The organism is Pseudarthrobacter sp. CC12, from assembly GCF_039907755.1.
Lineage (GTDB): Bacteria > Actinomycetota > Actinomycetes > Actinomycetales > Micrococcaceae > Arthrobacter > Arthrobacter niigatensis.
Window position 1 is genome coordinate 94,422 of sequence record NZ_JARDJH010000002.1, and the last position, 24,977, is coordinate 119,398.

Here is a 24,977-nt window from a genome sequence, read left to right on the forward strand (position 1 = left end):
CTGGAGTGCAGGACTAAATTACGACATGATTGTGTTGTGTATTCCATGACCAACGCTACCGCTGTGCCTGTTGCCGGGCCGGGACCCGCTGCAGCCGGTCCTGTGGCAGACGCTGACGAGCGCACCCGGGACCGGGTCCTCGCTGCCGTCCTGGAACACGGTCCCGTCAGCGCGGCCGAGCTGGGGGACATGCTGGGGTTTACCCCGGCCGCTGTCCGGCGCCATTTGGACCACCTTTCCCGGGCCGGAGTCATCGAGGTCAAGCGCCTCGCCAAGCCGGGAACGGGTGCCGGCCGCCCCGCACGCCGTTACGTCCTCAGCTCCCAGGGCCAGTCCAGCCTGGGCAACGACTACCTGGACATCGCCGCCCTTGCGCTCCAGCAGCTGCAAAAGGTAGCCGGCCCCGACGCGGTGCGCGCCTTCGCCGAAGAACGGTTCGCGGATATGGAGCGGCGCTACGCACCCGAAATCGAGCAGGCCGGCCCGGACATCCGGGACCGCGCCACCGCACTCGCAGCGGCGCTGACCCGCGACAACTTCGTGGCTTCCGCTGCGTCCATCGAGGCAAAGGCACCGCTGCCCGCGGCGCTTTCCAGCGTGCAGCTCTGCCAGGGCCACTGCCCCATCCAGCAGCTCGCCGCCCGCTTCCCGGTGTTCTGCGACGTCGAGACCGAAGTCTTTTCTAGGCTGGTGGGCGTTGACGTCCGCCGCCTCTCCACGCTGGCCCGCGGCGGCCACGTCTGCACCACACATATTCCTACAGGCAGGCTGCCTGCCAAACCGGCCACGGTGCCGGCGGCAGCCCCCGCCAGCCTGGACGAAGTAATCAACCATCAGCAAGAAAGGCCGTGATGACGGACCAACTATCAGAGAAAGCAGTCGCCGAAAACACTGTGATCTCGGAGATTCTGGAAAAGAATCCCGAGCTCCACGGCATCGGCAACTACGAGTACGGCTGGGCCGACAAGAACGATGTCGGCGCCAACGCCCGCCGTGGGCTCAACGAAGAGGTAGTCCGGGACATTTCGGCGAAGAAGAGCGAGCCGGAATGGATGCTCGACCTGCGCCTGAAGGGCCTGAAGTATTTCGACCGCAAGCCCATGCCCACCTGGGGCGCGGACCTCTCCGGCATCGACTTCGACAACATCAAGTACTTCGTGCGCTCCACCGAGAAGCAGGCTGCCACCTGGGAGGACCTGCCCGAGGACATCAAGAACACGTATGACAAGCTGGGCATCCCCGAGGCCGAAAAGCAGCGCCTTGTTTCGGGTGTTGCCGCCCAGTACGAGTCTGAGGTTGTTTACCACCAGCTGCGGGAGGACCTTGAGCGGCAGGGTGTCATCTTCCTGGACACCGACACCGCGCTGAAGGAACACCCGGAGATCTTCCAGGAGTACTTCGGCACCGTCATCCCGGTGGGCGACAACAAGTTCGCCTCGCTGAACACCTCCGTCTGGTCCGGCGGCTCGTTCGTGTACGTCCCCAAGGGCGTCCACGTGGAGATCCCTCTGCAGGCCTACTTCCGCATCAACACGGAAAACATGGGTCAGTTCGAACGCACGCTGATCATCGCCGACGAGGACTCCTACGTCCACTACATCGAAGGCTGCACAGCGCCGATCTACACCTCCGACTCGCTGCACTCCGCCGTGGTGGAGATCATCGTCAAGAAGGGCGCCCGCGTCCGGTACACCACCATCCAGAACTGGTCGAACAACGTCTACAACCTGGTGACCAAGCGTGCCGTCTGCGAAGCAGGCGCCACCATGGAGTGGATCGATGGAAACATCGGCTCCAAGGTCACCATGAAGTACCCGGCCGTGTACCTTGTAGGCGAAGGGGCCAAGGGCGAGACCCTGTCCATTGCCTTCGCCGGCGAGGGCCAGCACCAGGACACCGGTTCCAAGATGGTGCACATTGCGCCGAACACCAAGAGCTCGATCATCTCCAAGTCCGTTGCCCGTGGCGGCGGCCGCGCCGCCTACCGCGGCCTGGTCCAGATCCGGGAAGGAGCCAAGCACTCGGCCAACACCGTGCGCTGCGACGCCCTCCTGGTGGACACCATTTCCCGGTCTGACACCTACCCGTACATCGACATCCGCGAGGACGATGTCCAGCTGGGACACGAGGCCACCGTTTCCCGCGTCAGCGAGGAACAGCTGTTCTACCTCATGTCCCGCGGCATGCCCGAGGACGAGGCCATGGCCATGATCGTGCGCGGCTTCATTGAGCCGATCGCCCGCGAACTGCCCATGGAATACGCCCTCGAGCTGAACCGCCTCATCGAACTCCAGATGGAAGGATCCGTCGGTTAATGACTGCCGAAGCAACTACCGAAAAGGCGCGCGTCGGCGCACCGTCGATCGCCGGTTTCACCGAGGAGGGCGAGCACCTCGTCGCCTCCAAGGTGGACCGCCACCACAGCCACGGCACACAGGTCATGGCCTCCCGCGCCGAGAGGCTCACCAGCCACGACGTGGCCGATTTCGCCCTGCCCAACGGCCGGGAAGAGGAATGGCGCTTCACCCCGGTGCGTGAACTGGCCAACCTGCTGTCCGATACCCCGTCGGAGGCCGGCGCCCTCGGCGTTACGGTCGAGGCACCTGCAGCCGTGGTCCAGCGGACCCTCCGCGCAGGTGAGGCCCCCCGTGGCGCCACCCTCGTCCCCGCCGACCGTGCCGCCGTCGTGGCTTCCGCGAACGCCGGCGACGCCCAGCTCATCTCCATCCCGGCGAACGCCGAGTTGGACGAGCCGGTGCGCCTGGTCCTGACCGGCAACGGCGCAGGCCGCCGGACCAACTCCCACGTGGTGATCGAAGCCGGAGTCAACAGCCGCTCCGTCGTGATCATCGAGCACGACGGCACCTCAGACCACAACGGCAACGTTGAGGTCCTGGTCCGCGAAGGCGCCCACCTCACGGTGGTTTCCCTGCAGCTCTGGGGGGACGACGCCAAGCACCTGGCACAGCATGACGCCGAGGTTGCCAAGGACGCCGTGTACAAGCACATTGCCGTAACTCTTGGCGGCAAGATCGTGCGCCTGAACTCCAACGTCCGCTTCGCCGGCGAAGGCGCCGAGACACAGCTCCTGGGCCTTTACTACGCCGATGCCGGCCAGCACCTGGAGCACCGTTCCTTCGTGGACCACAACGTGGCGAACTGCAAGTCCAACGTCCTGTACAAGGGCGCTCTGCAGGGCAAGGGCGCGCACACCGTGTGGGTTGGCGACGTGCTGATCCAGAAGCAGGCCGAAGGCACCGATTCGTACGAGAAGAACCAGAACCTGGTGCTCACCGACGGCTGCCGCGCGGACTCCGTGCCCAACCTCGAAATCGAGACCGGCCTGATCGAGGGTGCCGGCCACGCCAGCGCCACCGGCCGGTTCGACGACGAGCACCTGTTCTACCTGATGGCCCGCGGTATCCCCGAGGATGTTGCCCGCCGCCTGGTGGTCCGAGGCTTCCTCAACGAGATCATCCAGCAGATCAAGGTTCCGGCCCTCGAAGAGCGCCTGACCGAGGCTGTTGAGCGCGAACTCGCGGCAATCGACTACTAGAGACAGGCGGGCAGGAACGTATGAGCGGCAAACCCAAGGGTGAGCTGGTGTGCAGCGCCAATGACATCAAGGTCAAGCAGGCGCTGCGCATCCTGGTCGACGGCTACCCCGTGGCCGTTGTCCGGGATTCGATGGGGGACATCCACGCCATCGGCGACACGTGCTCGCATGCGGACATTTCACTGTCCGAAGGCGACGTGGAAGGCTGCGCCATCGAGTGCTGGGGGCATGGCTCCCAGTTCGACCTGCGCAGCGGCCAGCCGCTCCAGCTTCCGGCTTACGATCCTGTTCCGGTATTCGCCGTCGAACTCGACGGAGACGACGTCTATGTGGATGTCACCAACGTTTTGAACGGCGCAGCAGTAAACAACTACTGAGCGCCCGCAGCACCAGACTTACGAGCGAAAAGAAAGAAGAGCATGTCAACTCTTGAGATCAAGGACCTGCACGTCAGCATTGAGACGGAGCAGGGCACCAAGGAGATCCTGAAGGGCGTCAGCCTGACCATCAGGACCGGCGAGACGCACGCCATCATGGGACCCAACGGCTCCGGCAAGTCCACCCTCGCCTCCACCATCGCCGGCCACCCGCGCTACACCGTCACCAGCGGCACCATCACGCTGGACGGCGAAGACGTGCTGGCCATGAGCGTTGACGAGCGCGCACGGGCCGGCGTCTTCCTGGCCATGCAGTACCCGGTAGAGGTTCCGGGCGTCACCATGACCAACTTCCTGCGCACCGCGAAGACCGCCATCGACGGCGAAGCGCCCAAGCTGCGTACCTGGACCAAGGACGTCAAGGACGCCATGGAGAAGCTGCGCATCGACGCCGACTTCGCGCAGCGCAACGTCAACGAAGGCTTCTCCGGCGGCGAAAAGAAGCGCGTGGAGATCCTGCAGCTGGAACTCTTCAAGCCCAAGTTCGCCGTCCTGGACGAGACCGACTCCGGCCTGGACGTTGACGCTCTGAAGATCGTGTCCGAGGGCGTCAACCGTGCGCACTCCGAGGGAAACATGGGCACCCTGCTCATCACCCACTACACCCGCATCCTGCGCTACATCAAGCCTGACTTCGTGCACGTGTTCGTGGACGGCCAGGTTGTGGAGGAGGGCGGCCCCGAGCTGGCCGACCGCCTCGAAGAAGAAGGCTACGACCGTTACGCCAAGGGCGCCGGCGCAGCCGCCGTCGCGGCTCCGGCCGCAGTCCAGGCCTAGTAAGGACTTGCCATGACCGAAATCAAGCCGGGCCGCACGGCCCTGGAGGATGTCGAAGAGGCGCTCAAGGACGTCATCGACCCCGAGCTTGGCGTCAACGTTGTCGACCTGGGGCTGCTGTACGGCCTGAAGTACTCCGACGACGACGGTGCGCTCCTGATCGACATGACCCTCACCACAGCGGCCTGCCCGCTCACCGATGTGCTCGAGGAGCAGGTGGGACAGGCCCTGGACGGTGTTGTGGACGATTGGCGCCTGAACTGGGTATGGATGCCGCCATGGGGTCCCGAGCGGATCACCGACGACGGCAAGGACCAGATGCGGGCCCTCGGCTTCAACATCTAAGTCCCCACTGCCTTATAGACGACGACGGCGGGTCGCCTTTCGCAGGAAAGGCGGCCCGCCGTCGTCGTCGGTCCATCCGGGGTGAACCGGGGTTAGAGGGTGGCGGCGCTGAACGTATCGCACTGGTTGATGTCGCCGGACTGGTAGCCCCGGGAGAACCAGCGCTGCCGTTCCTCGCTGGAGCCGTGCGTCCAACCTTCGGGGGAGACGCGGCCCGTGGCGGCCTTCTGGATCCGGTCGTCGCCAACCGAAGCGGCGGCGGACAATGCGTCGTTCACATCCTGCTGGGTGAGGGGTTCCAGGTACGGCTGGCCCGTAGCCGGGTCCGGGGTGGTGGAGGCGTACTTGGCCCAAAGACCGGCATAGCAATCCGCCTGCAGTTCGGTGCGTACGGACCCTGACTCCGGTCCCTGCGGATCCTGCTGCGCCCGCTGCAGGTCGCCGAGCAGATTCTGGACATGGTGGCCGAACTCGTGCGCCACCACATATTCCTGCGCCAGCGGGCCGCCGGAGGAACCAAAACGGTCCACCAGCTCCTGGAAGAACCCGGGATCGAAATACGCCGTGGTGTCCGTGGGGCAGTAGAACGGGCCCACCTCGGAGGTCGCAGCCCCGCACGCGGTGTTGGTGCCGCCGGTGAAGATCACCGCTTCCGGCCGCGGGTACTGCACCTTGTATTGCTTCAGGTAGCCGGGCCAGAACGCATTGAGGCTGTTGACGGTGCCCGTGATCCGGCAGTCCAGGCGGGCGTCCGCGTCCGCGCCGGTGCTGCAGGCAGGTGCCGTGCCCTGCGACTGTCCAGACGAGCCCCCGTCCACCAGTCCGCCGAGCATGTTGGGGTTGATGCCCAGGAGGAGGGCAACGAGCAGGACCAGGCCGCCGCCGATGCCGCCGCCGACTTTCACCCCGGTGCCCATGCCCCGGCGGTCCTGGACCTGGGAGGGATCAAGCTGGACGTTGTCGTTGAAACTCATAACGTCACATTACCCGCGGGCCGGGCGCTCAATCTGCCCTGCCGGTAAAGTTGGTCCGTGCCCTTCCTCGACAAGCTCCAGCGCTGGGCCGGGCAGCGGCCGCACGACACCGCCGTCGTGATAGCCGGGCGCCGCCTCGACTGGGAGCAACTGCGGGACGCCGCGAAAGACGAGGTGGCCGGCACGAAATCCGTCACGGCACTCTGCGAAGCCAATTCCGTGGACTTTGCCGTGAAATTCGCAGCCGCCGTGGCGGGCCGCCGGCAATGCGCCGTCCTGGATCCGGCCTGGCCCAAGTCCCTGCAGGAGGACATCGTCCGGCGGGTCGAGGCATGCGCCGATTCCGCATCGGTGTCTCCGGATGACGGGTTGGCCGACGGGCCGGCGGTATCCACCTTCCTGATTGGCCTCACCTCCGGAACCACGGCTGTACCCAAGGCCTTCACCCGCTCCCGGCGGTCCTGGCAGCAATCCTTCGATGCCTCGATCGAGTTTTTCGGTCTCCGGCAGGATGACGTGACCCTTGCGCCTGGTCCGCTGGCCGCCAGCCTGAACCTTTATGCCCTGGCTGAGTGCCTGTATGCCGGTTCCGAGTTCCAGACGCTGCAGACGTTCGACGTCGGCGACGTCCATGCGGCGATCACCCACGACCGTGTCACCCGGCTGGTCCTGGTACCCACCATGCTGCGGATGCTCAGCGAGCGCGGCATGACCGGATGCGTCGATGCGTCCGGTATCCGGACTATCATCTGCGCCGGTTCCAAGCTTGATGCGCGCACCCTCGAAGCGGCCAGACGCTGGGCTCCCAACGCCACCATCTACGAGTACTACGGCGCCTCCGAACTGAGTTTCGTGTCCGGTCTTGGCCTGTCCCCCGGCCAGGAGGCCACCGCCGGCGGGACCGGAATCGGCCGGCCGTTTCCGGGGGTCGACGTCCGGATCCTGGATGACGAGGGCGCACCGGTCCCCGACGGCAGCTACGGCAACATCTGCGTCCGCAGCGGCATGGTGGGCAACGGTTACCTGTGGGGCGACGACGGTGAAGCGCTGCGGTGCTTCGGCGACTGGTACACGGTGGGGGACCAGGGCTACCTGGCGGACGGCGAACTGCACATCCTCGGCCGCCGCGCCGACATGATTCTGACGGCGGGACGGAACGTCTACCCGCATGAGGTGGAACTGGCATTGGCGGCCGTCCCCGGGGTCTCCGCAGCTGTTGCTGCCGGGATGACTGATGACTTGCGTGGCCAGCGCGTTGTCGCCGGCGTGTTGCCGTCCCACGGCGGAATCAGCGCCACCCAGCTGCGGGCCGGCCTGGAGGACATCCTGTCCCGGCACAAGCGGCCGTCGCAGTACTACCTGCTCGAGGAATTGCCCACCACGGACCGCGGCAAGGTCAGCCGCAACCTCCTGCTGGAGTGGATCAATGCCCGCGACCCCAGGGTGCGTGCCCTTGGCGCCTGACGTCCAGCCGCCCGGCCTCCTGCCGCCCGAACGGCAGCCGGTCATCATCGCCGCGCGCCGGACCCCGGTGTGCCCCGTCAACGGAGCGCTGCGGAGCCTGCGCGCCCACGAACTCCTTGCTCCGGTCCTCCGGGAACTGGCCGCAGTGGCGCCGGACCCCGCGTCCGTCACCGACGTTGTTATCGGCAACGCCGTCGGAGGGGGCGGGAACGTTGCACGGCTTGCCCTGCTGGAGGCGGGACTGCCGGCCGCCGTGCCGGGAATCACCGTTGACAGGCAGTGCGGTTCGGGCCTGGATGCAATCGTCCTTGCCGCACGACTCGTTGCGGCCGGCGGCGGACCGCTCTACCTGGCAGGGGGAGTGGAAAGCACCAGCACCGCGCCCCTGCGGGCCCACAGGAAGGACGACGGCGGCCCGGAGTTCTACCGGCGCGCCCAGTTTGTGCCGGACAGCTTCGGGGACCCGGACATGGGCGTGGCCGCGGAAACGGTGGCCGGCGCGTACGGCGTTGCCCGCGAACGCCAGGATGCTTTCGCGCTGGCCAGCCACCGGAAAGCCCTCGCCGCCATCCGGGACGGACGCTTCACGGACGAACTCGTGCCGCTGGAGACTCCCGCGGGGACGGTCTCCGTGGACGGCGGGCCGCGGGCGGGCCTGACGCCGACTGTCATGGCACGGTTCCCGGCCGCCTTTGTGCCAGGAGGAACTGTCACTGCCGGAAATTCCTGCTTTGACGCGGACGCCGCCTCCGCCGTCGTCGTGACGTCACTTGCGCGGGCCCGCCTGCTCGGGGTGCGTGATGGCCTGCTGGTGCGCGGCACCGGTACCGCCGGGGTGGCTCCGCAGCTGCTGGGGATGGGCGCTGTTCCGGCAGCCAGGGGCGTCCTGGCTGCGACCAGTGTGAAGGCCAGCGAGCTGGACCTGGTGGAATTCAACGAGGCGTTCGCCTCACAGACCCTCGCGTGCCTCGATGAGCTGGGCATCGATCCCGGCCGGGCAAACCTCGACGGCGGGGCGCTGGCGCTGGGGCACGCCTACGGTGCGTCGGGTGCCGTGCTGGTGACCCGGCTGCTCGCCCAGTCGCGGCGGGCGGGCACCGAGGGCGCCCTGGGGCTGGCCATGATCAGCATGGCCGGTGGAATGGGCACTGCGGCACTGCTGGAGTACCGGCGGCTGTAACGCCGCCTGGCGTCCCGCCCGGTCAGTCTTCCGGTTCGCCCAAGCCACGGGCTGCCAGCGCCTCACCTGTTTGGCGGGCGTACGCCACGGATGTGATGAAGACCGGCAGGACCAGCGCGCGGGGGTTGCGCTCCAGTCCCCGGGCCCTGGCGGAGTCGCGCACGTCAGCGAAGGTGCCTGCGATGAAGGGAATGCTGCGGAGCATGATGCCGATGGTCAGCGCGAAGCGTTCAGGATCGGCGCCGAACCTTTTGAAGGGCCGCGCCAGGTGGACCACGCCGTCCAGGAGCCGCTGGATCGGCGTGGTGGCGGTCAGCAGGGATGCTGCCACGACGCAGACGAGGATGTTCAGCACGATCCGGCCCGCTGCGGGTCCGCCCAGCTGCCACCACTGCAAGAGGCCAATGACCAGGAGCACGGGGGCCAGTGGGCGGACGGCGTGCCACAGCCGGCGCGCCCCGGCGCCCGTGGCGAGGAACAGGCCGCAGAGCAGGGCCAGGACACCTGCGGAGATGCGCCAGTCGACGATGAGGAAGGAAAGCAGTCCACAGCCGATGACCAGGAGGAACTTCAGCGCCAGGGGTGCCCGGTGGACCAGTGAGGTACCGGGCACGTAGTTGGCCAGGAGGAAGCCGTGGCCCCTCACGTGGAATCCCGCCCTGTGGCGTCCAACCCCTGAAGGCACCATGAGCGGTAGGCCGCCACGGCCTCCGCCGGGGCGCCGTCGAAAGCCACGCGGCCCTGCTCGATGACCAGGACCCGGTCCATGTCCAGGGCCAGGTCAAGGTCGTGGGTGGACATGATGATTTGCTGGTCCAGGTGCGCCAAAGTCCTGCGGAGCAGCTCGCGGTTGCGCAGGTCCAGGAGGGTGGAGGGCTCGTCCAGCACCAGCACCCGGGGGTTTACCGCCAGCACGGCGGCGAGCGCCATCAGTTGCCGCTCGCCGCCGGACAGCTCGTAGATGCTTTGGTCCGCCAGGTTCAGCAGGCCCAGGCGTTCGAGGGCTTGTTCCGCCAGGTGCCGCCGTTCCGTACCGTTCTTGGTTGAACGGCGGAGGGACAGTTCGACGTCTTCCCGGCCGGTAGGCATCACCAGCTGGGACAGGGGATCGGTGAAGACGAAGCCGACGTTGCGCCTGACCTTCCGGACGGCACCCACGGTGTCGTCGCCGTCGACCGTGACGGTGCCGCTGGAGGGCTGGATGAGTCCGTTGACGAGGCGCAGCAGCGTGGATTTGCCCGATCCGTTGGCGCCAATGACGCCCACCCGGGCTTCGTCCAGCCTGAGGCTTACTGCGTCCAGGAGGACCTTGGGCTGCGGGGAGTCCTCGCTTTCGACGGCGACACGCACCTGGTCGAACGTTACTGCCGGCATGCGTAGTCCCTAGGCGCTTCGGGTGGGTTGGGTGCGGCGGCGGACGCGGCGGACCAGGACATCGGGGAACGCCCGGTGGAGGGCGACGGCGACGGCGGCGGCCAGGAGGTTCTTGATGATGTCTCCCGGGTAGAAGACCAGGTCGCTAAGGAAGGCCTGCTCCAGCGTGGCCTTGGAGTTGAGGGCAATTCCCAGGACGCCCAGCGTGTGCACGAAGACGATGCTGGTGGCCGTGGCGGCCAGGAAGAACCACAGGGCGCGGGCTTTCGTGGTCCGGCGGATGACCACAGTCGCCAGCCAACCCACTGCCGCAGCGGCGATGGGGAAGGCGATGATGTAGCCGGCCGAAGGCCCCGCAAGGATGGCCAGGCCGCTGCGGCCCTGGCTGAAGATGGGCAGGCCGGCCAGCCCCAGGACGGTGTAAAGTCCGACGGCGGCGAATCCGCGGGCGGGCCCCAGCACCAAGCCGGTGAGCATCACGGCCAGGGTCTGGAAGGTGATGGGGACGCCGAAGCCGTTCAGGGCCAGTCCCGGCACCAGTGCGGCGCCGGCCACGAGGGCGGCGAAGACGGCGATCAGGCCAAGGTCGGTGCCGTTCCAGCGCCGGCGCTCCGTCCGCTTGCTGGTTTCTGTGGTGGTCTCGGTGTTGCTCATGGCGGTCCTGTCGGGGTTGTACAAGCGGAATCTAATGTACAGCCGACGCTACCGGCGCGGAACGGGGACGATTTTGTAGGGGTCCTACTAAGGGAGGGCGTGGGTGCTTTTGGGTGGGCACAAAGGGGACCGGACATGAACTGCGCGGGTCTATGCAACGGCCGGAGAGTCGGGGGAGACTGGGCGCCATGCGCAAGCTGACCTTCGCCATGAACCTGAGCGTCGACGGCTACATAGCCGCACCCGGCGGCGACCTTGGCTGGAGCGTACCGGGCGACGAGTTGTTCCAGTGGTGGTCCGACCGGGTGGGGGCCACGGGCCTGGCGCTGTACGGGCACAGGCTGTGGGAGACCATGAGTCCGCACTGGCCCACCGCCGACCAACAGCCTGGGGCCACACCGGCTGAGATCGAATTTGCCCGGCGCTGGCGGGACATGCCGAAGGTGGTGTTCTCCTCGACCCTCAGCGCCGTCGACTGGAATGCCCGCCTGGTCACCGGTGACGCGGTCACCGAGATCACCCGGCTCAAGGGCGAAGACGGCGGCCCGATGGACATTGGCGGAGCCACGCTCGCCGCAGCGGCCATGCGGGCCGGGTTGATCGACGAGTACGTGACCGTCACCCATCCGGTCCTGGTGGGCGGCGGCAAACCCTTCTTTACAGCCCTGGACACCTGGGTGAACCTGACGTTGGTGGACACGAGGGCATTTCCCAACGGCGTAGTCATGACGGAGTACCGGACCAGGCGCTGACCCTCCGTTGCTGTCCTGCACGATCCCCGCCTTGGTACCCTGTGGCGCATGCCCATCAAACTCGAAAACGTAGGCATCGCCGTCCGCGACCTGGAAGCGGCCATCGCTTTCTTCACCGACCTCGGGCTCACTGTGGTGGGCCGGCAGACCGTGAGCGGGGAATGGGCCGACACCGCCGTCGGACTCGACGGCAACCACGCCAGGATCGCCATGCTCCAGACCCCGGACGGCACCGGACGCCTCGAACTGTTCGAATACATCCACCCCGACGCGATCGAAACTGGGCCCACCCGGCCCAACGAAATCGGAATGCACCGCGTCGCCTTCTCCGTCGACGACATCGGGCAGGCCCTCGAGATTGCCGCAAGGCACGGCTGCCACCCGCTGCGCGGCGTGGCCACCTATGAAGACGCCTACAAGCTTAGTTACGTCCGGGGTCCCAGCGGCATCATTGTGATGCTTGCCGAGGACCTGACAAAGGGCTGAGCCCGCCGGCCGGCTGCAATATACTCCGAACATGCCCATCACGCACCCAACCCTCAATGCTCAACGCCCCGACCACATGACCCTCGGGGGCCGGCCTTGAGCGGCGGCCTCGTAGCCCTTCTGGATGACGTGGCAGCCTTGGCCCGCATAGCGGCAGCATCGGTGGATGACGTGGCAGCCGGCGCCGCCAAGGCAGGTGCCAAGGCGGCCGGCGTCGTCATCGACGACGCCGCGGTCACCCCGCAGTACGTCTCGGGTGCGGACCCGTCCCGTGAACTGCCGATGATCAAGAAGATCTTCTGGGGTTCCATCCGCAACAAGCTCCTGATCATCCTGCCCGCCCTGCTGCTCATCAGCGCCTTCATCCCCTGGATCATTCCGTTCATTCTCATGCTCGGCGGCACCTACCTCTGCTACGAGGGCGCCGAGAAGGTCTGGCACAAGCTCCGCGGCGGCCACCACGAGGAAGACGAAGCCCCGGCGGTGGAACGCGGGCACGATGCCGAGGCCAAGGTGGTCAAGGGCGCGATCACCACCGACTTCATCCTGTCCTGCGAGATCATGGTCATCTCCATGAACGAGGTGGCCACCGAATCCATCTGGGTCCGCGCGTTCATCCTGGTCCTGGTGGCGTTCGCCATCACGGTGCTCGTGTACGGCGCCGTCGCGCTCATCGTCAAAATGGACGACATCGGCGTGCACCTGGTGGGCAAGGATTCTCCCCGCTCCAAGCGCCTCGGAAGGTTGCTGGTCACCGGAATGCCCGCCGTGCTGGCCACCATCACGTTCGTGGGAACCATCGCCATGCTCTGGGTCGGCGGCCACATCATGCTGCAGGGCGCGCACGACCTCGGCTGGCACGCACCCTATGACCTGGTCCATGGGATTGAGCACCCGGTGGCGGGCGTTGCCGTCGTCGGCGGTCTTTTAGCTTGGCTCGTCAACACCCTTTGCTCAACCGTCGTCGGCCTCGCCTGGGGCCTCATAGTGCTGGCAGTGGTCGGCCCGATCCTGAAGGTGCTGCCGTTCGGCAAGGCAAAAGGCGGGCACAGCGAGTCTGCCGCGCCCGCCCCGAACGGTGCGCCCGACGAACACCATGCCTGACAGCTGCCGCAGCCGGTGCGCGTTTCAGAACGCGTAACGGATGCGGCAGTACGGCGTGATTTCCTCAATGAGCGCGGTCAACTGCGCCACATAGCCAGCCTTTGCCCGTGACCGGTAGCGAACGTTGTTGAATCCGTTGGAGGAGGTCTTTGACTCCTGGAGGCCGGGACGCCACAGAACCTTTTCAGCCTGCGGATGCCAGCCCAGGTTGACCTCATGCAACTGCTCGTTGTGGGTCAGGAAAATGACCTCCGCCGCGAGTTGGGCCTTGGCTGCCCCGGTCAAGGTCGCGTCGAGCTGGCGGAGAAGTTCTTCCCAGTCGGCCAGCCAGGTGTCGGTGATGATGACGGGGGAGAAGTTCACGTGCACTTCGTAGCCCGCGTCGACGAAGTCGTTAATCGCTGCCATCCGTTCCGCCACTGGCGACGTCCGGACGTCAATGGACCTGGCCAGGTCCGCCGGCATCAGGGAGAAGCGGATCCGGGTGTGGCCGCCGTGGTCCCATGCCAGCATCTTCGGGTTGACGAACTTGGTGGCGAAGGACAGCCTGGCGTTGGGCAGTTCGCGGAAGAGCCCCACAAGCTCCTCGACGTTGGGGCTGATCAGTGCATCCACCGAGCAATCGCTGTTCTCGCCGATGTCGTATACCCACAGTTCCGGGTCGCACTGGTTGGGCTCCAGCTTGAGCCCCTGGCGGGTGGCGTGCCGCTCAAGGGTCGCCGCGATCTGGTCGATATTGGCGAACACCGTAATTGGATTGCTGTAACCCTTGTGCCGCGGAACGTAGCAGTAGGCGCACGCCATCGCGCAGCCGTTCGCTGTGGAAGGCGCAATGAAATCCGCCGAGCGGCCATTCGGTTTGACGGTCAGCGACTTTTTGATCCCCAGGACCAGCGCTTCCGTTTTGATCCGTGACCAGCGCGGCACGTTGGTTTCGTCACCATGCAGGTCCGGGATGTTCCAGTGGCTGTCCACCAGTACGACGTCGGCTCCGGGCCAGCGCGCGAGAATCTGCTGGCCACGTGGCAGCTCCAGGGCGGCCGGCTGTGCGTAGATACGCCGGATCTGCAGCAGCCGATCGAATTCCATGACCCCATTCTGCTTGAACCCTGGCGGCGGCGTCCCCGGTTAAGCCCTCGGCACCATCGCCGTACAGCCGGGAGTTTCTGCTGCTGAAACTGGCCCGGTCCGCCGGACGGTAGACTGAAGTGTGCCGTTTTCCGGCCACTCTGCCCCAGCGTCCCTTCGCACACACTGCGCGGACCGTGGCGTTCCCTGTTGTGAAAGGCCTTACCTGCTGTGATTACTGTCCAGGATCTTGAACTGCGCGCCGGTGCCCGGCTCCTCATGGACCAGGTGAGCTTCCGCATCGATAAAGGGGACAAGATCGGCCTGGTGGGCCGGAACGGCGCGGGCAAGACCACCCTGACCCGTGTCCTCGCGGGTGAAGGCCTGCCGGCCGCCGGCAAGGTGACCCGCAGCGGCGAAATCGGCTACCTGCCCCAGGATCCGCGCACCCCGGACATGGAACAGCTGGCGCGGGACCGCATCCTTTCCGCCCGCGGCCTGGACGTCGTCGTCGGCAAACTGCGCAAGGCGCATGACGAAATGGCAAGCGATGACGCCGACGTCCAGCGTAAGGCCATGAACCGGTATGACCGGCTGGAGTCCGAGTTCCTCGCCGCGGGCGGTTACGCGGCGGAGGCCGAGGCGGCGTCGATCTGTTCCAACCTTGCCCTGCCGGACCGGTTGCTGAACCAGCCGCTCAAGACGCTCTCCGGTGGACAGCGGCGCCGCGTGGAGCTGGCCCGCATCCTGTACTCGGATGCCGAAACCATGCTCCTGGACGAACCGACCAACCACCTCGACGCCGATTCCATCGCCTGGCTGCGTGACTTCCTGAAGAACCACCAGGGCGGCCTGATCGTGATCAGCCACGACACCGACCTTTTGGAAGCCACCGTGAACAAGGTGTTCCTGCTGGACGCCAACCGCGCCCAGATTGATTTCTACAACATGGACTGGAAGCGCTACCTCCTGCAGCGCGAAACTGACGAGCGGGCCCGGAAGCGTGAACGCGCCAACGCCGAAAAGAAGGCACAGGTCCTCATGGACCAGGCCAACAAGATGCGGGCCAAGGCCACCAAAGCTGTCGCCGCGCAGAACATGGCCAAGCGCGCCGAGCGGCTGCTCAGCGGATTGGAAGCGGTCCGGGAGCAGGACCGCGTGGCAGCCCTGCGGTTCCCGGACCCATCCCCCTGCGGCAAGACCCCGCTCACGGCGGACGGGCTCAGCAAGTCCTACGGTTCGCTGGAAATCTTCACCGATGTTGACCTGGCCATCGACCGCGGCTCCAAGGTGGTCATCCTGGGGCTCAACGGTGCCGGCAAGACCACCCTGCTGCGCATGCTCGCCGGCGTGGATGCCCCCGACACCGGAGAGGTCATTCCAGGCCACGGCCTGAAGGTGGGCTACTACGCCCAGGAACACGAGACCCTGGACCACGACCGCACGGTGCTGGAGAACATGCGCTCGTCCGCGCCGGACATGAAGGACGCCGAGGTCCGCGGCATCCTGGGCTCATTCCTGTTCTCCGGCGACGATGTCGACAAGCCCGCAGGCGTGCTCTCCGGCGGCGAGAAGACGCGCCTGGCCCTGGCCACCATCGTGGCCTCGAGCGCCAACGTCCTCCTCCTCGACGAGCCCACCAACAACCTGGACCCCGCCAGCCGCGCGGAAATCCTCGGCGCGCTACGGAACTACACCGGAGCCGTCGTCCTAGTCAGCCACGACGAAGGCGCTGTCGAAGCCTTGAACCCCGAACGGGTTGTCATGCTTCCGGACGGCGTGGAAGACCTCTGGAACGAGGACTACCTGGACCTGATCACGCTCGCCTAGCGCACTGGCAGTTCCAGGGCCCCGGTCACGCGGAGCAGGTCCTGGTAGGTGATGCTGAACATCGAGTGGTGGTCACCTGCTCCAGCCCACAGCAGCCGGTGGGCCTGCAGGGTTTCGTCCAGGAGTGTCCTGATCCTCTTCGGGTGGCCTAGAGGGGCGACCCCGCCCACCTCCTGCCCGGTATGTTCCAGGACGAAGGTGGGGGAGGCCCGGCGGATCCTGCCCGTGCCGAGCTGCGACGCAACCAGCGCCGTATCAACGCGGGCCGCACCGCTGGCCAGTATCAGCAGGGGCTCGCCGTCGAGGTCGAAGATGAGGCTGTTGGTGATGGCGGCAAGATCGCATTCCAGTGCCTGCGCCGCGGCGGCTGCCGTGGGCACACCGGCAGGAAAGGTTCGCACGGTGTCGCCGACTCCGGCCTCCACCAGCGCCGAACGCACCACGGCGACCGGCCCCTCGTCGAACGTTGCCATCGCCTAGTACCCCTGCGCGTCCAGGAGGGCGTCTTCTTCTTCCTCTGCCGTCGCCTTCTTACGCTTGCGCGGCGGTGCGGGCCGGCGCCGGGCGGCCGGGACGGCTGAGTGGACCGTTCCGTCCAGTTCCGACTCGTCCTGGTCCTCGGCATCGATCGCGGCGTTGCGTGCCTGCTGCCGCGCCGCGTAGCCGAAGCCTACGAACATCAGGACCCCGAACGCGAACCACTGCAGCGAGTAGGACAAGTGCGTCCCTTCGTCAGTGGACGGTTTGGGGAAGGATACCGGCGCATCCGCCGGCGCCGGCGTTTCCGAGGCGAGCTGGCCGTAAGCGCCCGTGAGGACGGGATAACCCAGCTGCGCGGAGTACGTGGGAAGGTCGATGGATGCCAGCTGCCCCTCAGGTGCCCCGCGCTGCAGTTCCGGCTCGCCGTGCTTCAAACGGACGACGGCGGTGACGTCACCTGTGGGCGGGGCGGGAACGGAGTCAGGACTGCCTGGATTCCTGTTGCCGATGGGGAGCCAGCCGCGGTCGATGACCACCGTTTCGCCATTGGCGAGACGGAACGGGACCACCACCTCGTACCCGGGCTGCCCGTTGAGCGGCCGGTTGCGGACAATCCGCTGGCCGGCGGCGTCGTAGGAGCCCTTCAGCTCCACCTGGGTCCACTCTTTGGCCGGGTCAAGCTGGATGAACTGGTCCCGCGCCTGTGCAAAGGGAATGGGAGTGGCCGAGTAGTTGCTGACGACGCGGTTGATCTCGGCCAGGGTCTCGGCGCGGCGGTCCATCTGCCAGCGGCCAAGGAACACGCACGCGGTGGCAAAGACAGCGGCCAGCAGGAGGTAGCCCAGCCACTTGCTGGAAAAGAGGAAACGGTACATTCAGATGTCCTGCTCCAGGGAGGCTTCCCCGGGGGCTTCGAGCGGGAGCGTTTCTTTCCAGAGGCCACGCGTCTGCAGGTAGTCCTCCAGCCAGTCCCGGTGGTCGGTGCAGGCCAGCCAGGTCTTGCGACGCTCGGGGGCATGGATTTTTGGGTTGTTCCAGAGAATCTGCCAGGATGCCTGGGCCCTGCACGCCTTCCGTGAGCAGACGGCACCGGCCTCTGATGCCACGTCCGATCCAGCTGCGAAATCGAAAAAGCTCATAATGCCTGCCGCTCCTCCCCGGGCTCCGGGTCCTCGTCCTTCACCAGCTCGCCCTGCAGTACGGCGCTTCCCGGTTCGTCGTCCTCCACCGGCGCTGGTGGGCTTTCCAGCTCGGCCAGCGGTGCGGAGTCCAGCAGCAGGTCACTGGGCGTCTCGGCTTTGTCGCTGCCGTTGGCGATGATCACGGCGATCCAGGGCAGGAACACAGCTCCGGCAACGGCAATGATCTTCAACCATCCGTCCACCACGAATATCAGGATCAGGCACACCATGCGGATGCCCATGGCCAGGGCATACTTGATCATCCGCTGGCGCATATCCTCCGAATGCGCGCCGGCGGCGTCAGTAATGCTGTGGACTTCGCTGTCGCCGGAGAACCGGCCCGGTTCTTCGGGCGCGGAGTGTCCCGCATGGTTTTCAAGGGTCACGGTGAATGATCACGCTCCAAAGGCTTCCCTTAATTCTCGCACCATCGGCAGTGCTGCCCAAACCCGCCGGGAGCCTGCCGCTAAGATCGGAGGCAGCCCAAACCACACCCGCTACCGCGGCGCAGCCTGCCGCAGAATCCCGGAGCCCTTTATGACTGAAACAGCTTCCGCACCCCGCAGCGTCCTGGTGACCGGCGGCAACCGCGGTATTGGCCTGGCCATTGCCCAGGCGTTCCTCGCCAACGGTGACAAGGTGGCGGTGACCTACCGCAGCGAAACCCAGCTGCCGGAAGGCATTCTTGGCGTCAAGGCGGACGTTACCGATGAGGCTTCGGTGGACGCTGCCTTCAAGGAAGTGGAAGCTGCCCACGGTCCGGTGGAAGTCCTGGTGGCCAACGCCGGCATTACCAAGGACACGCTGTTGCTGCGTATGAGTGAGGACGACTTCACCTCCGTGATTGACACCAACCTGACCGGCGCCTTCCGTGTCATCAAGCGTGCGTCCAAGGGCATGATCCGGCTGCGCAAGGGCCGCGTGGTCCTCATCTCTTCGGTTTCAGGCCTGTACGGGGCCCCGGGGCAGATCAACTACTCCGCCTCCAAGGCCGGTCTGGTGGGCATCGCCCGTTCCCTCACCCGGGAACTCGGGTCGCGCGGCATCACCGCGAACGTGGTGGCACCCGGGTTCATCAACACGGACATGACGGCCGAGTTGCCCGAGGCCACCCAGAAGGATTACCTGGCCAGCATCCCTGCCGGCCGTTTCGCCGAAGCGGCTGAGGTGGCCAACGTGGTCCGCTGGATCGCCAGCGACGAAGCCGCGTACATCTCCGGTGCGGTCATCCCGGTGGACGGCGGCCTGGGCATGGGCCACTGACCCTTTGGCCCACGCCGCTGCAGGAAACTAGCCCCGAAGTCCTCATTTGTCGAAGTCAGACAAAGGATGTTGGCAAGGACCGCTGGCATGATGGACTGCAGACCACAACTATTTAGATGTTTCGAACAAAGGAAGCTCGTATGGGACTGCTCGACAACAAGACGGCGATCGTCACCGGATCATCGCGGGGCATTGGCGCCGACGTAGCGAGGATCCTCGCTTCGGAGGGCGCCGCCGTCGTGGTCAACTACCGCCAAAAGGCCCCGCGTGCCAACAAAGTGGTGCAGGGCATCGAAGCCGCCGGTGGCCGCGCCGTCGCCGTCGGGGCGGACCTCACCACCCAGGAAGGGGTGCAGGCCCTGGCCAGCGCCGCCATGGAGAACTTCGGCTCCCTGGACCTCCTGGTCCTGAACGCGTCCGGCGGCATGGAAACCGGGATGGGGGAGGACTACGCGCTCAAGCTTAACCGCGACGCGCAGGTGAACATGCTCAACGCCGCCGTGCCCCTGATGAAGGAAGGCTCGCGCGTGGTCTTCGTGACCAGCCACCAGGCCCACTTCATCAACACCGTCCCCACTATGCCGGCCTACGAGCCGGTGGCCCGCAGCAAGCGCGCCGGCGAGGACGCCCTGCGGGACCTGATCCCCAACCTGGCCGACAAAGGCATCTCCCTCGTGGTGGTTTCCGGCGACATGATCGAAGGCACCGTCACCGCCACGCTCCTGGACCGTTCCACCCCGGGTGCCATCGAAGCCCGCCGCGCGGAGGCCGGCAAGCTGTACTCGGTGGAGGAGTTCGCGCAGGTTGTGGCCGGGATGGCTACGGCCGACGTGGAATCCGGACACACCGAGTACGCCGGCGGAGCGGACTACTTCGGCAAGAGCGCAGAAGCTTCCAGTTAGGCTCTGCCCCCACGCGAGATGGCAGTTCGCGGCAATGTTCACGTCGAACACCGCCCGAACTGCCATCTCGCGGTTATAGGAGCGTCAGACCCCGGCGATGTGGCGGACGGCGTCCAGGTATGGCATGTTCAGGGCTGCGTCCGCCACGGCGCGGACAGCGGGCTTGGCGTTGAAGGCCACGCCTATTCCGGCTGCGCCGAGCATATCCAGGTCGTTCGCGCCGTCGCCCACGGCGATGGTGTGTTCAAGCGCAATGCCCCCGGCCGCAGCCCATTCCCGCAGGTATTTTTCCTTGGCTGCCCTGTCCACCACCGCGCCCAGCACCTTGCCGGTCAGCGCGCCGTCGACGATCTCCAACTCATTGGCCTGCCAGTAGTCAAGGCCCAGGTCCCCGGCGATCGGCTCAAGGATCTGGTTGAAGCCGCCTGACACCACAGCCACTGTATGGCCGGCGGCTTTGAAGGCGGCCACAAGCCGATCGGCACCTTCGCTGAGCTTCACTTCCCTGCGGACGGATTGGACGACGTCGGCGGGCAGTCCCGCGAGCACGGCAACCCGGGCGTGGAGGCTTTGGGCAAAGTCGAGTTCGCCGCGCATGGCGGCTTCCGTGACGGCCGCCACCTCCTCGCGCTTGCCGGCGTACGCGGCAAGGAGTTCGATGACCTCCTGCTGGATCAGGGTGGAGTCCACATCCATGATCAGCAGCTTTCGGGCCGCGGAGCGGAGCCCGGCCGGGACAAGCGCAGTGTCGAAATCATTGGTTGCGGCATCCGCCACGGCCTGCCGGAGGGCGGCCAGGCCGGCGGCGGTGGCATCCGGAAGGGCCAGGTCAAGGACCTGGACCCCGTAACGGCTGTCACCGGCGGAGGATTCGGACAGGACGTCCGCGCCGTGTGCGGCAAGGACGGAACGCAGCTGCTCCAGCCCGGCGGGGGTCACATTGAGGCCATAGCTGACCGCAGTCACGTTCGAAGTCATGCCTGCAATCTTAGCCAGCGCCGACTGGGCGACTGGAATTCGTTGCGGGGCTGCCCGCGCCGGGCCCTCAGGGGACCTTGACACCGGTTATCAGTCATCTTCTTTTTTGTCCTAGTGTCTACTCCTATGAGTGATGTTCTGGAACTGGACTCCGTCAGCGTTGTCCGAGGTAAAAAGACCCTGCTGGACAAGGTCGACTGGCAGGTCAACGAAGGCGAACGCTGGGTCATCCTGGGACCCAACGGCGCCGGAAAGACCACCCTCCTCCAGATCGCGGCGGCCCGCCTGCACCCCAGCAGCGGCAAAGCCGGAATCCTCGACGAAACGCTGGGCCGTACCGACGTCTTCGAACTTCGCCCCCGCATCGGGCTTTCCTCGGCTGCACTTGCCACCCAGATCCCGGAACACGAGAACGTCCTCAACGTCGTGGTCACGGCCGCCTACGGCGTCACCGGCCGCTGGCGGGAAGGCTACGAGCGCGACGACGAACGGCGCGCCTTCCGGCTCCTGAACGACTGGGGCATGGGCCCGCTGCTCAACAGGACGTTCGCCACCCTGTCCGAAGGCGAGCGCAAGCGCGTCCAGATCGCCCGGGCCCTCATGACCGACCCCGAACTGCTGCTGCTGGATGAGCCCGGCGCCGGGCTGGACCTGGGCGGCCGCGAGGAACTGGTCCACAAGCTGGGCGAGCTGGCCCGGGACGACTCGGCTCCGGCCATGGTCCTGGTCACGCACCACCTTGAAGAGGTCCCGCCCGGCTTCACCCATGCCATGCTGCTGCGCGACGGCGGCGTGGTGGCTGCCGGACCCATCACCGAGGTCCTGACGGAAGAGCACCTGAGCACCACCTTCGGGCTTCCCTTGGATGTCTCCGAGAACGCGGGACGCTACACGGCCACAGCACGCCGCTAGACGAGGCCTGCGCTACTATCTTGGAACTCTTCAGCAGCATCATTGTGTTCATCGCCGGCCTGTGGGCCGGCACCATCAACGCGGTGGTGGGATCCGGCACCCTGGTCACCTTCCCGGTACTCATCGCCCTGGGCGTGGCTCCGGTGACCGCCTCCATGAGCAATGCCATGGGCCTGGTCTTCGGAACGGGCGCCGGGGCCTTCGGCTACCGCCGCGAGCTGGCTGGCCGGGGACGGCAGGTGCTGCGGCTCCTGCCCGCCTCGGTCCTGGGCGGCGTCACCGGCGCCTGGCTCCTGCTGCACCTGCCGGAGAAGGTTTTCCACTACGTCGCCCCGGTCCTCCTGGTTCTGGCCCTGCTGATGGTGGTGTTCCAGCCGCGGCTCCAGGACTGGGTGCGCAACCGCGAGGCCAACCCCGAACACGCAGTCCGGGACAAACGCCACGGGTTCCTCCTGGTGGTCCTGGTCTACCTGGCCGGTGTCTACGGAGGCTACTTCGTCGCGGCGCAGGGAATCCTCCTGGTCGGGATCCTGGGCGTGTTCCTCACCGGCACCATCCAGAACGCCAACGCCATGAAGAACATCCTGGTCCTCGGCGTGAACATGGTGGCCGCCATCTCCTACCTGTTGTTCGCCTTCGACCGCGTCAACTGGCTCGTGGTGCTGCTGATCGCCATCAGTTCCACCATCGGCGGCCTGGCTGGTTCAAAGGTAGGCCGGAAGCTTTCGCCGCGGGTCCTGCGCGCCGTGATCTTCAGCCTGGGCATCGTGGCCCTCGCCGTCATGATCGCCAACCTGCTGAAATAATCTCCCGGTGACCTTCCACTACCTCGAATCCGCCGCGGACCCCCGGGTCAGCGATTACACCACCCTGACGGACGTGCACCTGCGCAAGCTCCGGGAACCGGCCGAGGGCATGTACATTGCCGAATCCTCGCGGGTCCTTCGCCGGGCCCTGGCGGCCGGCCACCAGCCCCGGTCCTTCTTCCTCGCGGAGAAGTGGATGGCGGACCTTGAGGATGTCTTCCAGGCGTACCCGGACGTCCCGGCGTTCATCGGCCCGGCCGCCCTCCTGGAGGAAATCACCGGGTTCCACCTGCACCGCGGCGCCATGGCGGCCATGCATCGCCCGGCCCCGGTGCCGCTGCCGGACCTTCTCGCCGGGGCGCGCCGCGTGGCTGTGCTGGAGGACATCGTGGACCACACCAATGTGGGTGCCATTTTCCGCTCTGCGGCGGCGCTGGACATCGATGCTGTGCTGGTTTCGCCGCGCTGTGGCGACCCGCTGTACCGCCGCAGCGTCCGGGTCAGCATGGGGACCGTGTTCCAGGTTCGCTGGGCCCGCCTGCAGGACTGGCCCGGTGACCTCCAGGTGCTCAAGGACCACGGCTTCACCGTCGCGGCGCTGGAACTGACGCCGGACGCAGAAGATGTCGACGCCGTCGCCTCCCGCAACGTGGACAAGCTCGCCCTGGTGCTTGGCACCGAAGGTGCCGGCATGAGCCCGGAGACTCTCGCCGCCGTCGACCTCGCTGTCAAAATCCCGATGCGGAACGGTGTGGATTCACTGAACGTTGCGGCTGCCTCGGCCGTCGCCTTCTGGGAGTTGCGCGCCCGGGGCTGACCTGCGGGGCGGCGGATGCCGCGGATGGGACTGGTTCGTCAGCCCCACCGGCATCGGCTATGATTGATAGCTGGTTGTCCTGCTTTTTCGGCTTCGGCTGATGCGACAGATCGCAGCCATCCCATTCATACCTGGCAGCTGGCAAAATCCAGTTGCGCGAACAAAGGTCCCATTATGAAGTCTGATACCCACCCGAAGTACGAAGCTGTTGTCTTCAACGACCTGGCCTCCGGCACCAAGTTCCTGACCCGCTCCACCGTGTCTTCCAACAAGACCATCGAGTGGGAAGACGGCAACACCTACCCGGTCATCGACGTCGAAATCTCTTCCGAGTCCCACCCGTTCTACACGGGCAAGCAGCGCATCATGGACTCTGCAGGCCGCGTCGAGCGCTTCAACGCTCGCTTCAAGGGCTTCGGCGGCAAGAAGTAATTCCCTTCGCCCAAGCTTGTTGGCAGGAGGCCCGCACCGGAAACGGTGCGGGCCTCCTGCGTTAACCGCGCACCCGCTTTCTGGGGCAGGATGGAAAGCATGAGCGAGCCCGGATTTCCTGCCGATAATGCCCACAACAACCAGCGCCTGCACGGGGAGTACAAGGTTCCCGGCGGCAAACTGGTGGTGGTGGACCTGGCAGTGGTGGACGGGGCCCTGGCGGACGTCTCCGTCAGCGGGGACTTCTTCCTGGAACCTGACGAGGCCCTGGCGGACATCAACCGGGCGCTGACCGGGCTCCCGGACACCACCCCAGCCAAAGACCTCGCTGCGGCCGTCACAGCGGCCCTGCCGGCCGCAGCCGTGCTTTTCGGCTTCTCCGCGGACGCCGTGGCCGTGACCGTCCGCCGTGCACTGGCCAAGGCCACCTCCTGGCAAGACCACGAGTGGAACGTCATCGCGCCCACCGTGCTTCCCACTGAAATTAACGTTGCCCTGGACGAGGTGCTCACCGAGGCCGTCGGAGCGGGGGAGCGCACACCCACCCTGCGGTTCTGGGACTGGCAGGAACCGTCGGTAGTCATCGGAAGCTTCCAGTCTGTGCAGAACGAGGTGGATCCCCAGGGCGTGGCCAGGCACGGTATCAACGTGGTGCGGCGGATCAGCGGCGGTGGAGCGATGTTCATGGAGGCCGGCAACTGCATTACCTACTCGCTCTACCTGCCCCAGACGCTCGTGGATGGACTGAGCTTCGCTGATTCCTACCCGTTCCTTGACGCCTGGGTCATGGCGGCGCTGGAACGGCTGGGCATCAACGCGTTCTACATCCCGCTGAATGACATCGCCACGGACCAGGGAAAGATCGGCGGCGCCGCGCAGAAGCGGCTGGCCAACGGCGGCATGCTGCACCACGTCACCATGAGCTACGACATCGACGCCGACAAGATGGTGGAGGTCCTCCGGATCGGCAAGGAGAAGCTCTCGGATAAGGGCACCCAAAGCGCCAAGAAGCGGGTGGATCCGCTCCGCCGCCAGACCGGCCTGGCCCGCACAGCCATCATTGAGGCCATGATTGAGGTCTTCAGCGAGCGTTACGGGGCCACGCCGTCAACGCTGGCGGGACACGAGCTGGCAGCGGCCGAGGACCGTGTGGCCGCCAAATTCGGCACGGAAGAGTGGCTCCACCGCGTTCCCTAAACCACGGC

The 24,977-nt window shown here is 66.2% G+C and carries 29 protein-coding genes; 19 read left to right on the top strand and 10 right to left on the bottom strand.

What is annotated here, in order from left to right; genetic code table 11:
* The first annotated feature begins 45 nt into the window (after positions 1 to 45).
* Genes PV772_RS02010 through PV772_RS02035 form a run of 6 tightly spaced genes read left to right on the top strand, consistent with a single transcriptional unit; the run spans position 46 to position 5,115 of the window.
* On the top strand, positions 46 to 852 hold the full coding sequence (locus PV772_RS02010; protein ID WP_246857444.1) for a helix-turn-helix domain-containing protein: 807 nt from the start codon (positions 46 to 48) through the stop codon (positions 850 to 852).
* The gene (gene sufB / locus PV772_RS02015) at positions 852 to 2,315 is read left to right on the top strand and encodes a Fe-S cluster assembly protein SufB (protein ID WP_141160490.1); all 1,464 of its coding nucleotides are present in this window, start codon (positions 852 to 854) and stop codon (positions 2,313 to 2,315) included. The genes PV772_RS02010 and sufB overlap by 1 nt, the downstream gene beginning before the upstream one ends.
* Positions 2,315 to 3,556 carry a Fe-S cluster assembly protein SufD gene (sufD, locus tag PV772_RS02020; RefSeq protein ID WP_141160489.1) on the top strand — a complete coding sequence of 414 codons (1,242 nt, stop codon included), beginning with the start codon at positions 2,315 to 2,317 and terminating at the stop codon, positions 3,554 to 3,556. Before sufB ends, sufD begins: the two co-directional genes overlap by 1 nt.
* 20 nt (positions 3,557 to 3,576) lie before the next feature.
* Entirely contained in the window at positions 3,577 to 3,933 is a 357-nt protein-coding gene (locus tag PV772_RS02025) for a non-heme iron oxygenase ferredoxin subunit (RefSeq protein WP_141160488.1), read from the top strand.
* Positions 3,934 to 3,975: 42 nt separating this feature from the next.
* Positions 3,976 to 4,770, top strand: a complete 795-nt coding sequence (gene sufC, locus PV772_RS02030; RefSeq protein ID WP_141160487.1) for a Fe-S cluster assembly ATPase SufC — start codon at positions 3,976 to 3,978, stop codon at positions 4,768 to 4,770.
* Between the two features lie 12 nt (positions 4,771 to 4,782).
* A complete protein-coding gene (locus PV772_RS02035; protein ID WP_018761278.1) occupies positions 4,783 to 5,115 on the top strand; it encodes a metal-sulfur cluster assembly factor in 333 nt (110 codons plus the stop codon).
* A gap of 92 nt (positions 5,116 to 5,207) precedes the next feature.
* Here the strand turns inward: PV772_RS02035 and PV772_RS02040 are convergent, their stop codons facing one another.
* A complete protein-coding gene (locus PV772_RS02040) occupies positions 5,208 to 6,089 on the bottom strand; it encodes a neutral zinc metallopeptidase (RefSeq protein ID WP_347885218.1) in 882 nt (293 codons plus the stop codon).
* Positions 6,090 to 6,146: 57 nt separating this feature from the next.
* Here PV772_RS02040 and PV772_RS02045 point away from each other — a divergent pair, with 57 nt between their 5' ends.
* Together PV772_RS02045 and PV772_RS02050 are read left to right on the top strand one after the other, a co-directional pair.
* The gene (locus tag PV772_RS02045) at positions 6,147 to 7,553 is read left to right on the top strand and encodes an AMP-binding protein (protein ID WP_347885219.1); all 1,407 of its coding nucleotides are present in this window, start codon (positions 6,147 to 6,149) and stop codon (positions 7,551 to 7,553) included.
* Positions 7,516 to 8,733: a thiolase family protein gene (locus tag PV772_RS02050; protein WP_347885220.1), complete on the top strand. Its 1,218-nt coding sequence runs from the start codon at positions 7,516 to 7,518 to the stop codon at positions 8,731 to 8,733. Before PV772_RS02045 ends, PV772_RS02050 begins: the two co-directional genes overlap by 38 nt.
* Positions 8,734 to 8,755: 22 nt before the next feature.
* Here PV772_RS02050 and PV772_RS02055 read toward each other — a convergent pair whose 3' ends face one another.
* The 3 genes from PV772_RS02055 to PV772_RS02065 are packed head-to-tail and all read right to left on the bottom strand — an operon-like array spanning position 8,756 to position 10,761.
* Entirely contained in the window at positions 8,756 to 9,379 is a 624-nt protein-coding gene (locus PV772_RS02055) for an energy-coupling factor transporter transmembrane protein EcfT (RefSeq protein WP_347885221.1), read from the bottom strand.
* Positions 9,376 to 10,107 (bottom strand): ABC transporter ATP-binding protein, encoded by a 732-nt coding sequence (locus PV772_RS02060; protein ID WP_141181557.1) that lies wholly within the window; start codon positions 10,105 to 10,107, stop codon positions 9,376 to 9,378. The genes PV772_RS02055 and PV772_RS02060 overlap by 4 nt, the downstream gene beginning before the upstream one ends.
* 9 nt (positions 10,108 to 10,116) lie before the next feature.
* Positions 10,117 to 10,761: a biotin transporter BioY gene (locus tag PV772_RS02065; protein ID WP_347885222.1), complete on the bottom strand. Its 645-nt coding sequence runs from the start codon at positions 10,759 to 10,761 to the stop codon at positions 10,117 to 10,119.
* 188 nt (positions 10,762 to 10,949) lie between these two features.
* Here PV772_RS02065 and PV772_RS02070 point away from each other — a divergent pair, with 188 nt between their 5' ends.
* The 3 genes from PV772_RS02070 (at position 10,950) to PV772_RS02080 (ending at position 13,103) form a co-directional block, all read left to right on the top strand.
* The gene (locus PV772_RS02070; protein ID WP_347885223.1) at positions 10,950 to 11,513 is read left to right on the top strand and encodes a dihydrofolate reductase family protein; all 564 of its coding nucleotides are present in this window, start codon (positions 10,950 to 10,952) and stop codon (positions 11,511 to 11,513) included.
* A gap of 48 nt (positions 11,514 to 11,561) precedes the next feature.
* On the top strand, positions 11,562 to 11,999 hold the full coding sequence (locus PV772_RS02075) for a VOC family protein (protein WP_347885224.1): 438 nt from the start codon (positions 11,562 to 11,564) through the stop codon (positions 11,997 to 11,999).
* Positions 12,000 to 12,095: 96 nt separating this feature from the next.
* Positions 12,096 to 13,103 (top strand): DUF808 domain-containing protein, encoded by a 1,008-nt coding sequence (locus tag PV772_RS02080; RefSeq protein ID WP_141160478.1) that lies wholly within the window; start codon positions 12,096 to 12,098, stop codon positions 13,101 to 13,103.
* Positions 13,104 to 13,127: 24 nt separating this feature from the next.
* Here the strand turns inward: PV772_RS02080 and PV772_RS02085 are convergent, their stop codons facing one another.
* Positions 13,128 to 14,192 carry a spore photoproduct lyase family protein gene (locus PV772_RS02085; RefSeq protein WP_347885225.1) on the bottom strand — a complete coding sequence of 355 codons (1,065 nt, stop codon included), beginning with the start codon at positions 14,190 to 14,192 and terminating at the stop codon, positions 13,128 to 13,130.
* A 210-nt stretch (positions 14,193 to 14,402) separates the two neighbouring features.
* Between PV772_RS02085 and PV772_RS02090 the strand changes: the two genes are divergently transcribed.
* On the top strand, positions 14,403 to 16,001 hold the full coding sequence (locus tag PV772_RS02090; protein ID WP_141181562.1) for an ABC-F family ATP-binding cassette domain-containing protein: 1,599 nt from the start codon (positions 14,403 to 14,405) through the stop codon (positions 15,999 to 16,001).
* Here PV772_RS02090 and PV772_RS02095 read toward each other — a convergent pair.
* Genes PV772_RS02095 through PV772_RS02110 form a run of 4 tightly spaced genes read right to left on the bottom strand, consistent with a single transcriptional unit; the run spans position 15,998 to position 18,048 of the window.
* Positions 15,998 to 16,474, bottom strand: a complete 477-nt coding sequence (locus tag PV772_RS02095; RefSeq protein ID WP_347885226.1) for a YbaK/EbsC family protein — start codon at positions 16,472 to 16,474, stop codon at positions 15,998 to 16,000. The genes PV772_RS02090 and PV772_RS02095 overlap by 4 nt on opposite strands.
* A gap of 3 nt (positions 16,475 to 16,477) precedes the next feature.
* Positions 16,478 to 17,356, bottom strand: coding sequence for an SURF1 family protein (locus PV772_RS02100; RefSeq protein WP_307356603.1), 879 nt, complete (start codon positions 17,354 to 17,356; stop codon positions 16,478 to 16,480).
* Positions 17,357 to 17,620, bottom strand: coding sequence for a hypothetical protein (locus PV772_RS02105; RefSeq protein WP_347885227.1), 264 nt, complete (start codon positions 17,618 to 17,620; stop codon positions 17,357 to 17,359). It abuts the gene before it with no gap.
* Positions 17,617 to 18,048 (bottom strand): DUF3099 domain-containing protein, encoded by a 432-nt coding sequence (locus PV772_RS02110; RefSeq protein WP_141160472.1) that lies wholly within the window; start codon positions 18,046 to 18,048, stop codon positions 17,617 to 17,619. Before PV772_RS02110 ends, PV772_RS02105 begins: the two co-directional genes overlap by 4 nt.
* Positions 18,049 to 18,199: 151 nt before the next feature.
* Between PV772_RS02110 and PV772_RS02115 the strand changes: the two genes are divergently transcribed.
* Positions 18,200 to 18,925 (top strand): beta-ketoacyl-ACP reductase, encoded by a 726-nt coding sequence (locus tag PV772_RS02115; RefSeq protein ID WP_141160471.1) that lies wholly within the window; start codon positions 18,200 to 18,202, stop codon positions 18,923 to 18,925.
* A 140-nt stretch (positions 18,926 to 19,065) separates the two neighbouring features.
* Positions 19,066 to 19,827 (top strand): SDR family oxidoreductase, encoded by a 762-nt coding sequence (locus PV772_RS02120; RefSeq protein ID WP_141160470.1) that lies wholly within the window; start codon positions 19,066 to 19,068, stop codon positions 19,825 to 19,827.
* A gap of 84 nt (positions 19,828 to 19,911) precedes the next feature.
* On the opposite strand, the gene serB is transcribed toward PV772_RS02120, so the two are convergent.
* Entirely contained in the window at positions 19,912 to 20,805 is an 894-nt protein-coding gene (serB, locus tag PV772_RS02125) for a phosphoserine phosphatase SerB (RefSeq protein ID WP_347885228.1), read from the bottom strand.
* Between the two features lie 126 nt (positions 20,806 to 20,931).
* Here serB and PV772_RS02130 point away from each other — a divergent pair, with 126 nt between their 5' ends.
* The 5 genes from PV772_RS02130 to PV772_RS02150 all read left to right on the top strand — a co-directional run bounded on the left by PV772_RS02130 (position 20,932) and on the right by PV772_RS02150 (position 24,969).
* On the top strand, positions 20,932 to 21,717 hold the full coding sequence (locus tag PV772_RS02130) for an ABC transporter ATP-binding protein (protein ID WP_141160468.1): 786 nt from the start codon (positions 20,932 to 20,934) through the stop codon (positions 21,715 to 21,717).
* Positions 21,718 to 21,737: 20 nt separating this feature from the next.
* On the top strand, positions 21,738 to 22,523 hold the full coding sequence (locus PV772_RS02135; RefSeq protein WP_141160467.1) for a sulfite exporter TauE/SafE family protein: 786 nt from the start codon (positions 21,738 to 21,740) through the stop codon (positions 22,521 to 22,523).
* A 7-nt stretch (positions 22,524 to 22,530) separates the two neighbouring features.
* Positions 22,531 to 23,340 (top strand): RNA methyltransferase, encoded by an 810-nt coding sequence (locus PV772_RS02140; RefSeq protein WP_141160466.1) that lies wholly within the window; start codon positions 22,531 to 22,533, stop codon positions 23,338 to 23,340.
* 174 nt (positions 23,341 to 23,514) lie between these two features.
* Positions 23,515 to 23,772 (top strand): type B 50S ribosomal protein L31, encoded by a 258-nt coding sequence (locus tag PV772_RS02145; RefSeq protein ID WP_018771158.1) that lies wholly within the window; start codon positions 23,515 to 23,517, stop codon positions 23,770 to 23,772.
* A gap of 99 nt (positions 23,773 to 23,871) precedes the next feature.
* Entirely contained in the window at positions 23,872 to 24,969 is a 1,098-nt protein-coding gene (locus PV772_RS02150; RefSeq protein ID WP_347885229.1) for a biotin/lipoate A/B protein ligase family protein, read from the top strand.
* The last annotated feature ends 8 nt before the right edge of the window (positions 24,970 to 24,977 follow it).

Bases quoted from the DNA above. Each gene is read 5' to 3' on its own strand.
- PV772_RS02050 (WP_347885220.1), top strand. From the start codon at position 7,516: ATGCCCGCGACCCCAGGGTGCGTGCCCTTGGCGCCTGACGTCCAGCCG.
- PV772_RS02040 (WP_347885218.1), bottom strand. From the start codon at position 6,089: ATGAGTTTCAACGACAACGTCCAGCTTGATCCCTCCCAGGTCCAGGAC.
- PV772_RS02065 (WP_347885222.1), bottom strand. From the start codon at position 10,761: ATGAGCAACACCGAGACCACCACAGAAACCAGCAAGCGGACGGAGCGC.
- PV772_RS02105 (WP_347885227.1), bottom strand. From the start codon at position 17,620: ATGAGCTTTTTCGATTTCGCAGCTGGATCGGACGTGGCATCAGAGGCC.
- PV772_RS02070 (WP_347885223.1), top strand. From the start codon at position 10,950: ATGCGCAAGCTGACCTTCGCCATGAACCTGAGCGTCGACGGCTACATA.
- serB (WP_347885228.1), bottom strand. From the start codon at position 20,805: ATGACTTCGAACGTGACTGCGGTCAGCTATGGCCTCAATGTGACCCCC.
- sufD (WP_141160489.1), top strand. From the start codon at position 2,315: ATGACTGCCGAAGCAACTACCGAAAAGGCGCGCGTCGGCGCACCGTCG.
- PV772_RS02085 (WP_347885225.1), bottom strand. From the start codon at position 14,192: ATGGAATTCGATCGGCTGCTGCAGATCCGGCGTATCTACGCACAGCCG.
- PV772_RS02130 (WP_141160468.1), top strand. From the start codon at position 20,932: ATGAGTGATGTTCTGGAACTGGACTCCGTCAGCGTTGTCCGAGGTAAA.
- PV772_RS02060 (WP_141181557.1), bottom strand. From the start codon at position 10,107: ATGCCGGCAGTAACGTTCGACCAGGTGCGTGTCGCCGTCGAAAGCGAG.
- PV772_RS02120 (WP_141160470.1), top strand. From the start codon at position 19,066: ATGGGACTGCTCGACAACAAGACGGCGATCGTCACCGGATCATCGCGG.
- PV772_RS02025 (WP_141160488.1), top strand. From the start codon at position 3,577: ATGAGCGGCAAACCCAAGGGTGAGCTGGTGTGCAGCGCCAATGACATC.
- PV772_RS02150 (WP_347885229.1), top strand. From the start codon at position 23,872: ATGAGCGAGCCCGGATTTCCTGCCGATAATGCCCACAACAACCAGCGC.
- PV772_RS02100 (WP_307356603.1), bottom strand. From the start codon at position 17,356: ATGTACCGTTTCCTCTTTTCCAGCAAGTGGCTGGGCTACCTCCTGCTG.
- PV772_RS02145 (WP_018771158.1), top strand. From the start codon at position 23,515: ATGAAGTCTGATACCCACCCGAAGTACGAAGCTGTTGTCTTCAACGAC.
- PV772_RS02035 (WP_018761278.1), top strand. From the start codon at position 4,783: ATGACCGAAATCAAGCCGGGCCGCACGGCCCTGGAGGATGTCGAAGAG.
- PV772_RS02010 (WP_246857444.1), top strand. From the start codon at position 46: ATGACCAACGCTACCGCTGTGCCTGTTGCCGGGCCGGGACCCGCTGCA.
- PV772_RS02115 (WP_141160471.1), top strand. From the start codon at position 18,200: ATGACTGAAACAGCTTCCGCACCCCGCAGCGTCCTGGTGACCGGCGGC.
- PV772_RS02095 (WP_347885226.1), bottom strand. From the start codon at position 16,474: ATGGCAACGTTCGACGAGGGGCCGGTCGCCGTGGTGCGTTCGGCGCTG.
- sufB (WP_141160490.1), top strand. From the start codon at position 852: ATGACGGACCAACTATCAGAGAAAGCAGTCGCCGAAAACACTGTGATC.
- PV772_RS02075 (WP_347885224.1), top strand. From the start codon at position 11,562: ATGCCCATCAAACTCGAAAACGTAGGCATCGCCGTCCGCGACCTGGAA.
- sufC (WP_141160487.1), top strand. From the start codon at position 3,976: ATGTCAACTCTTGAGATCAAGGACCTGCACGTCAGCATTGAGACGGAG.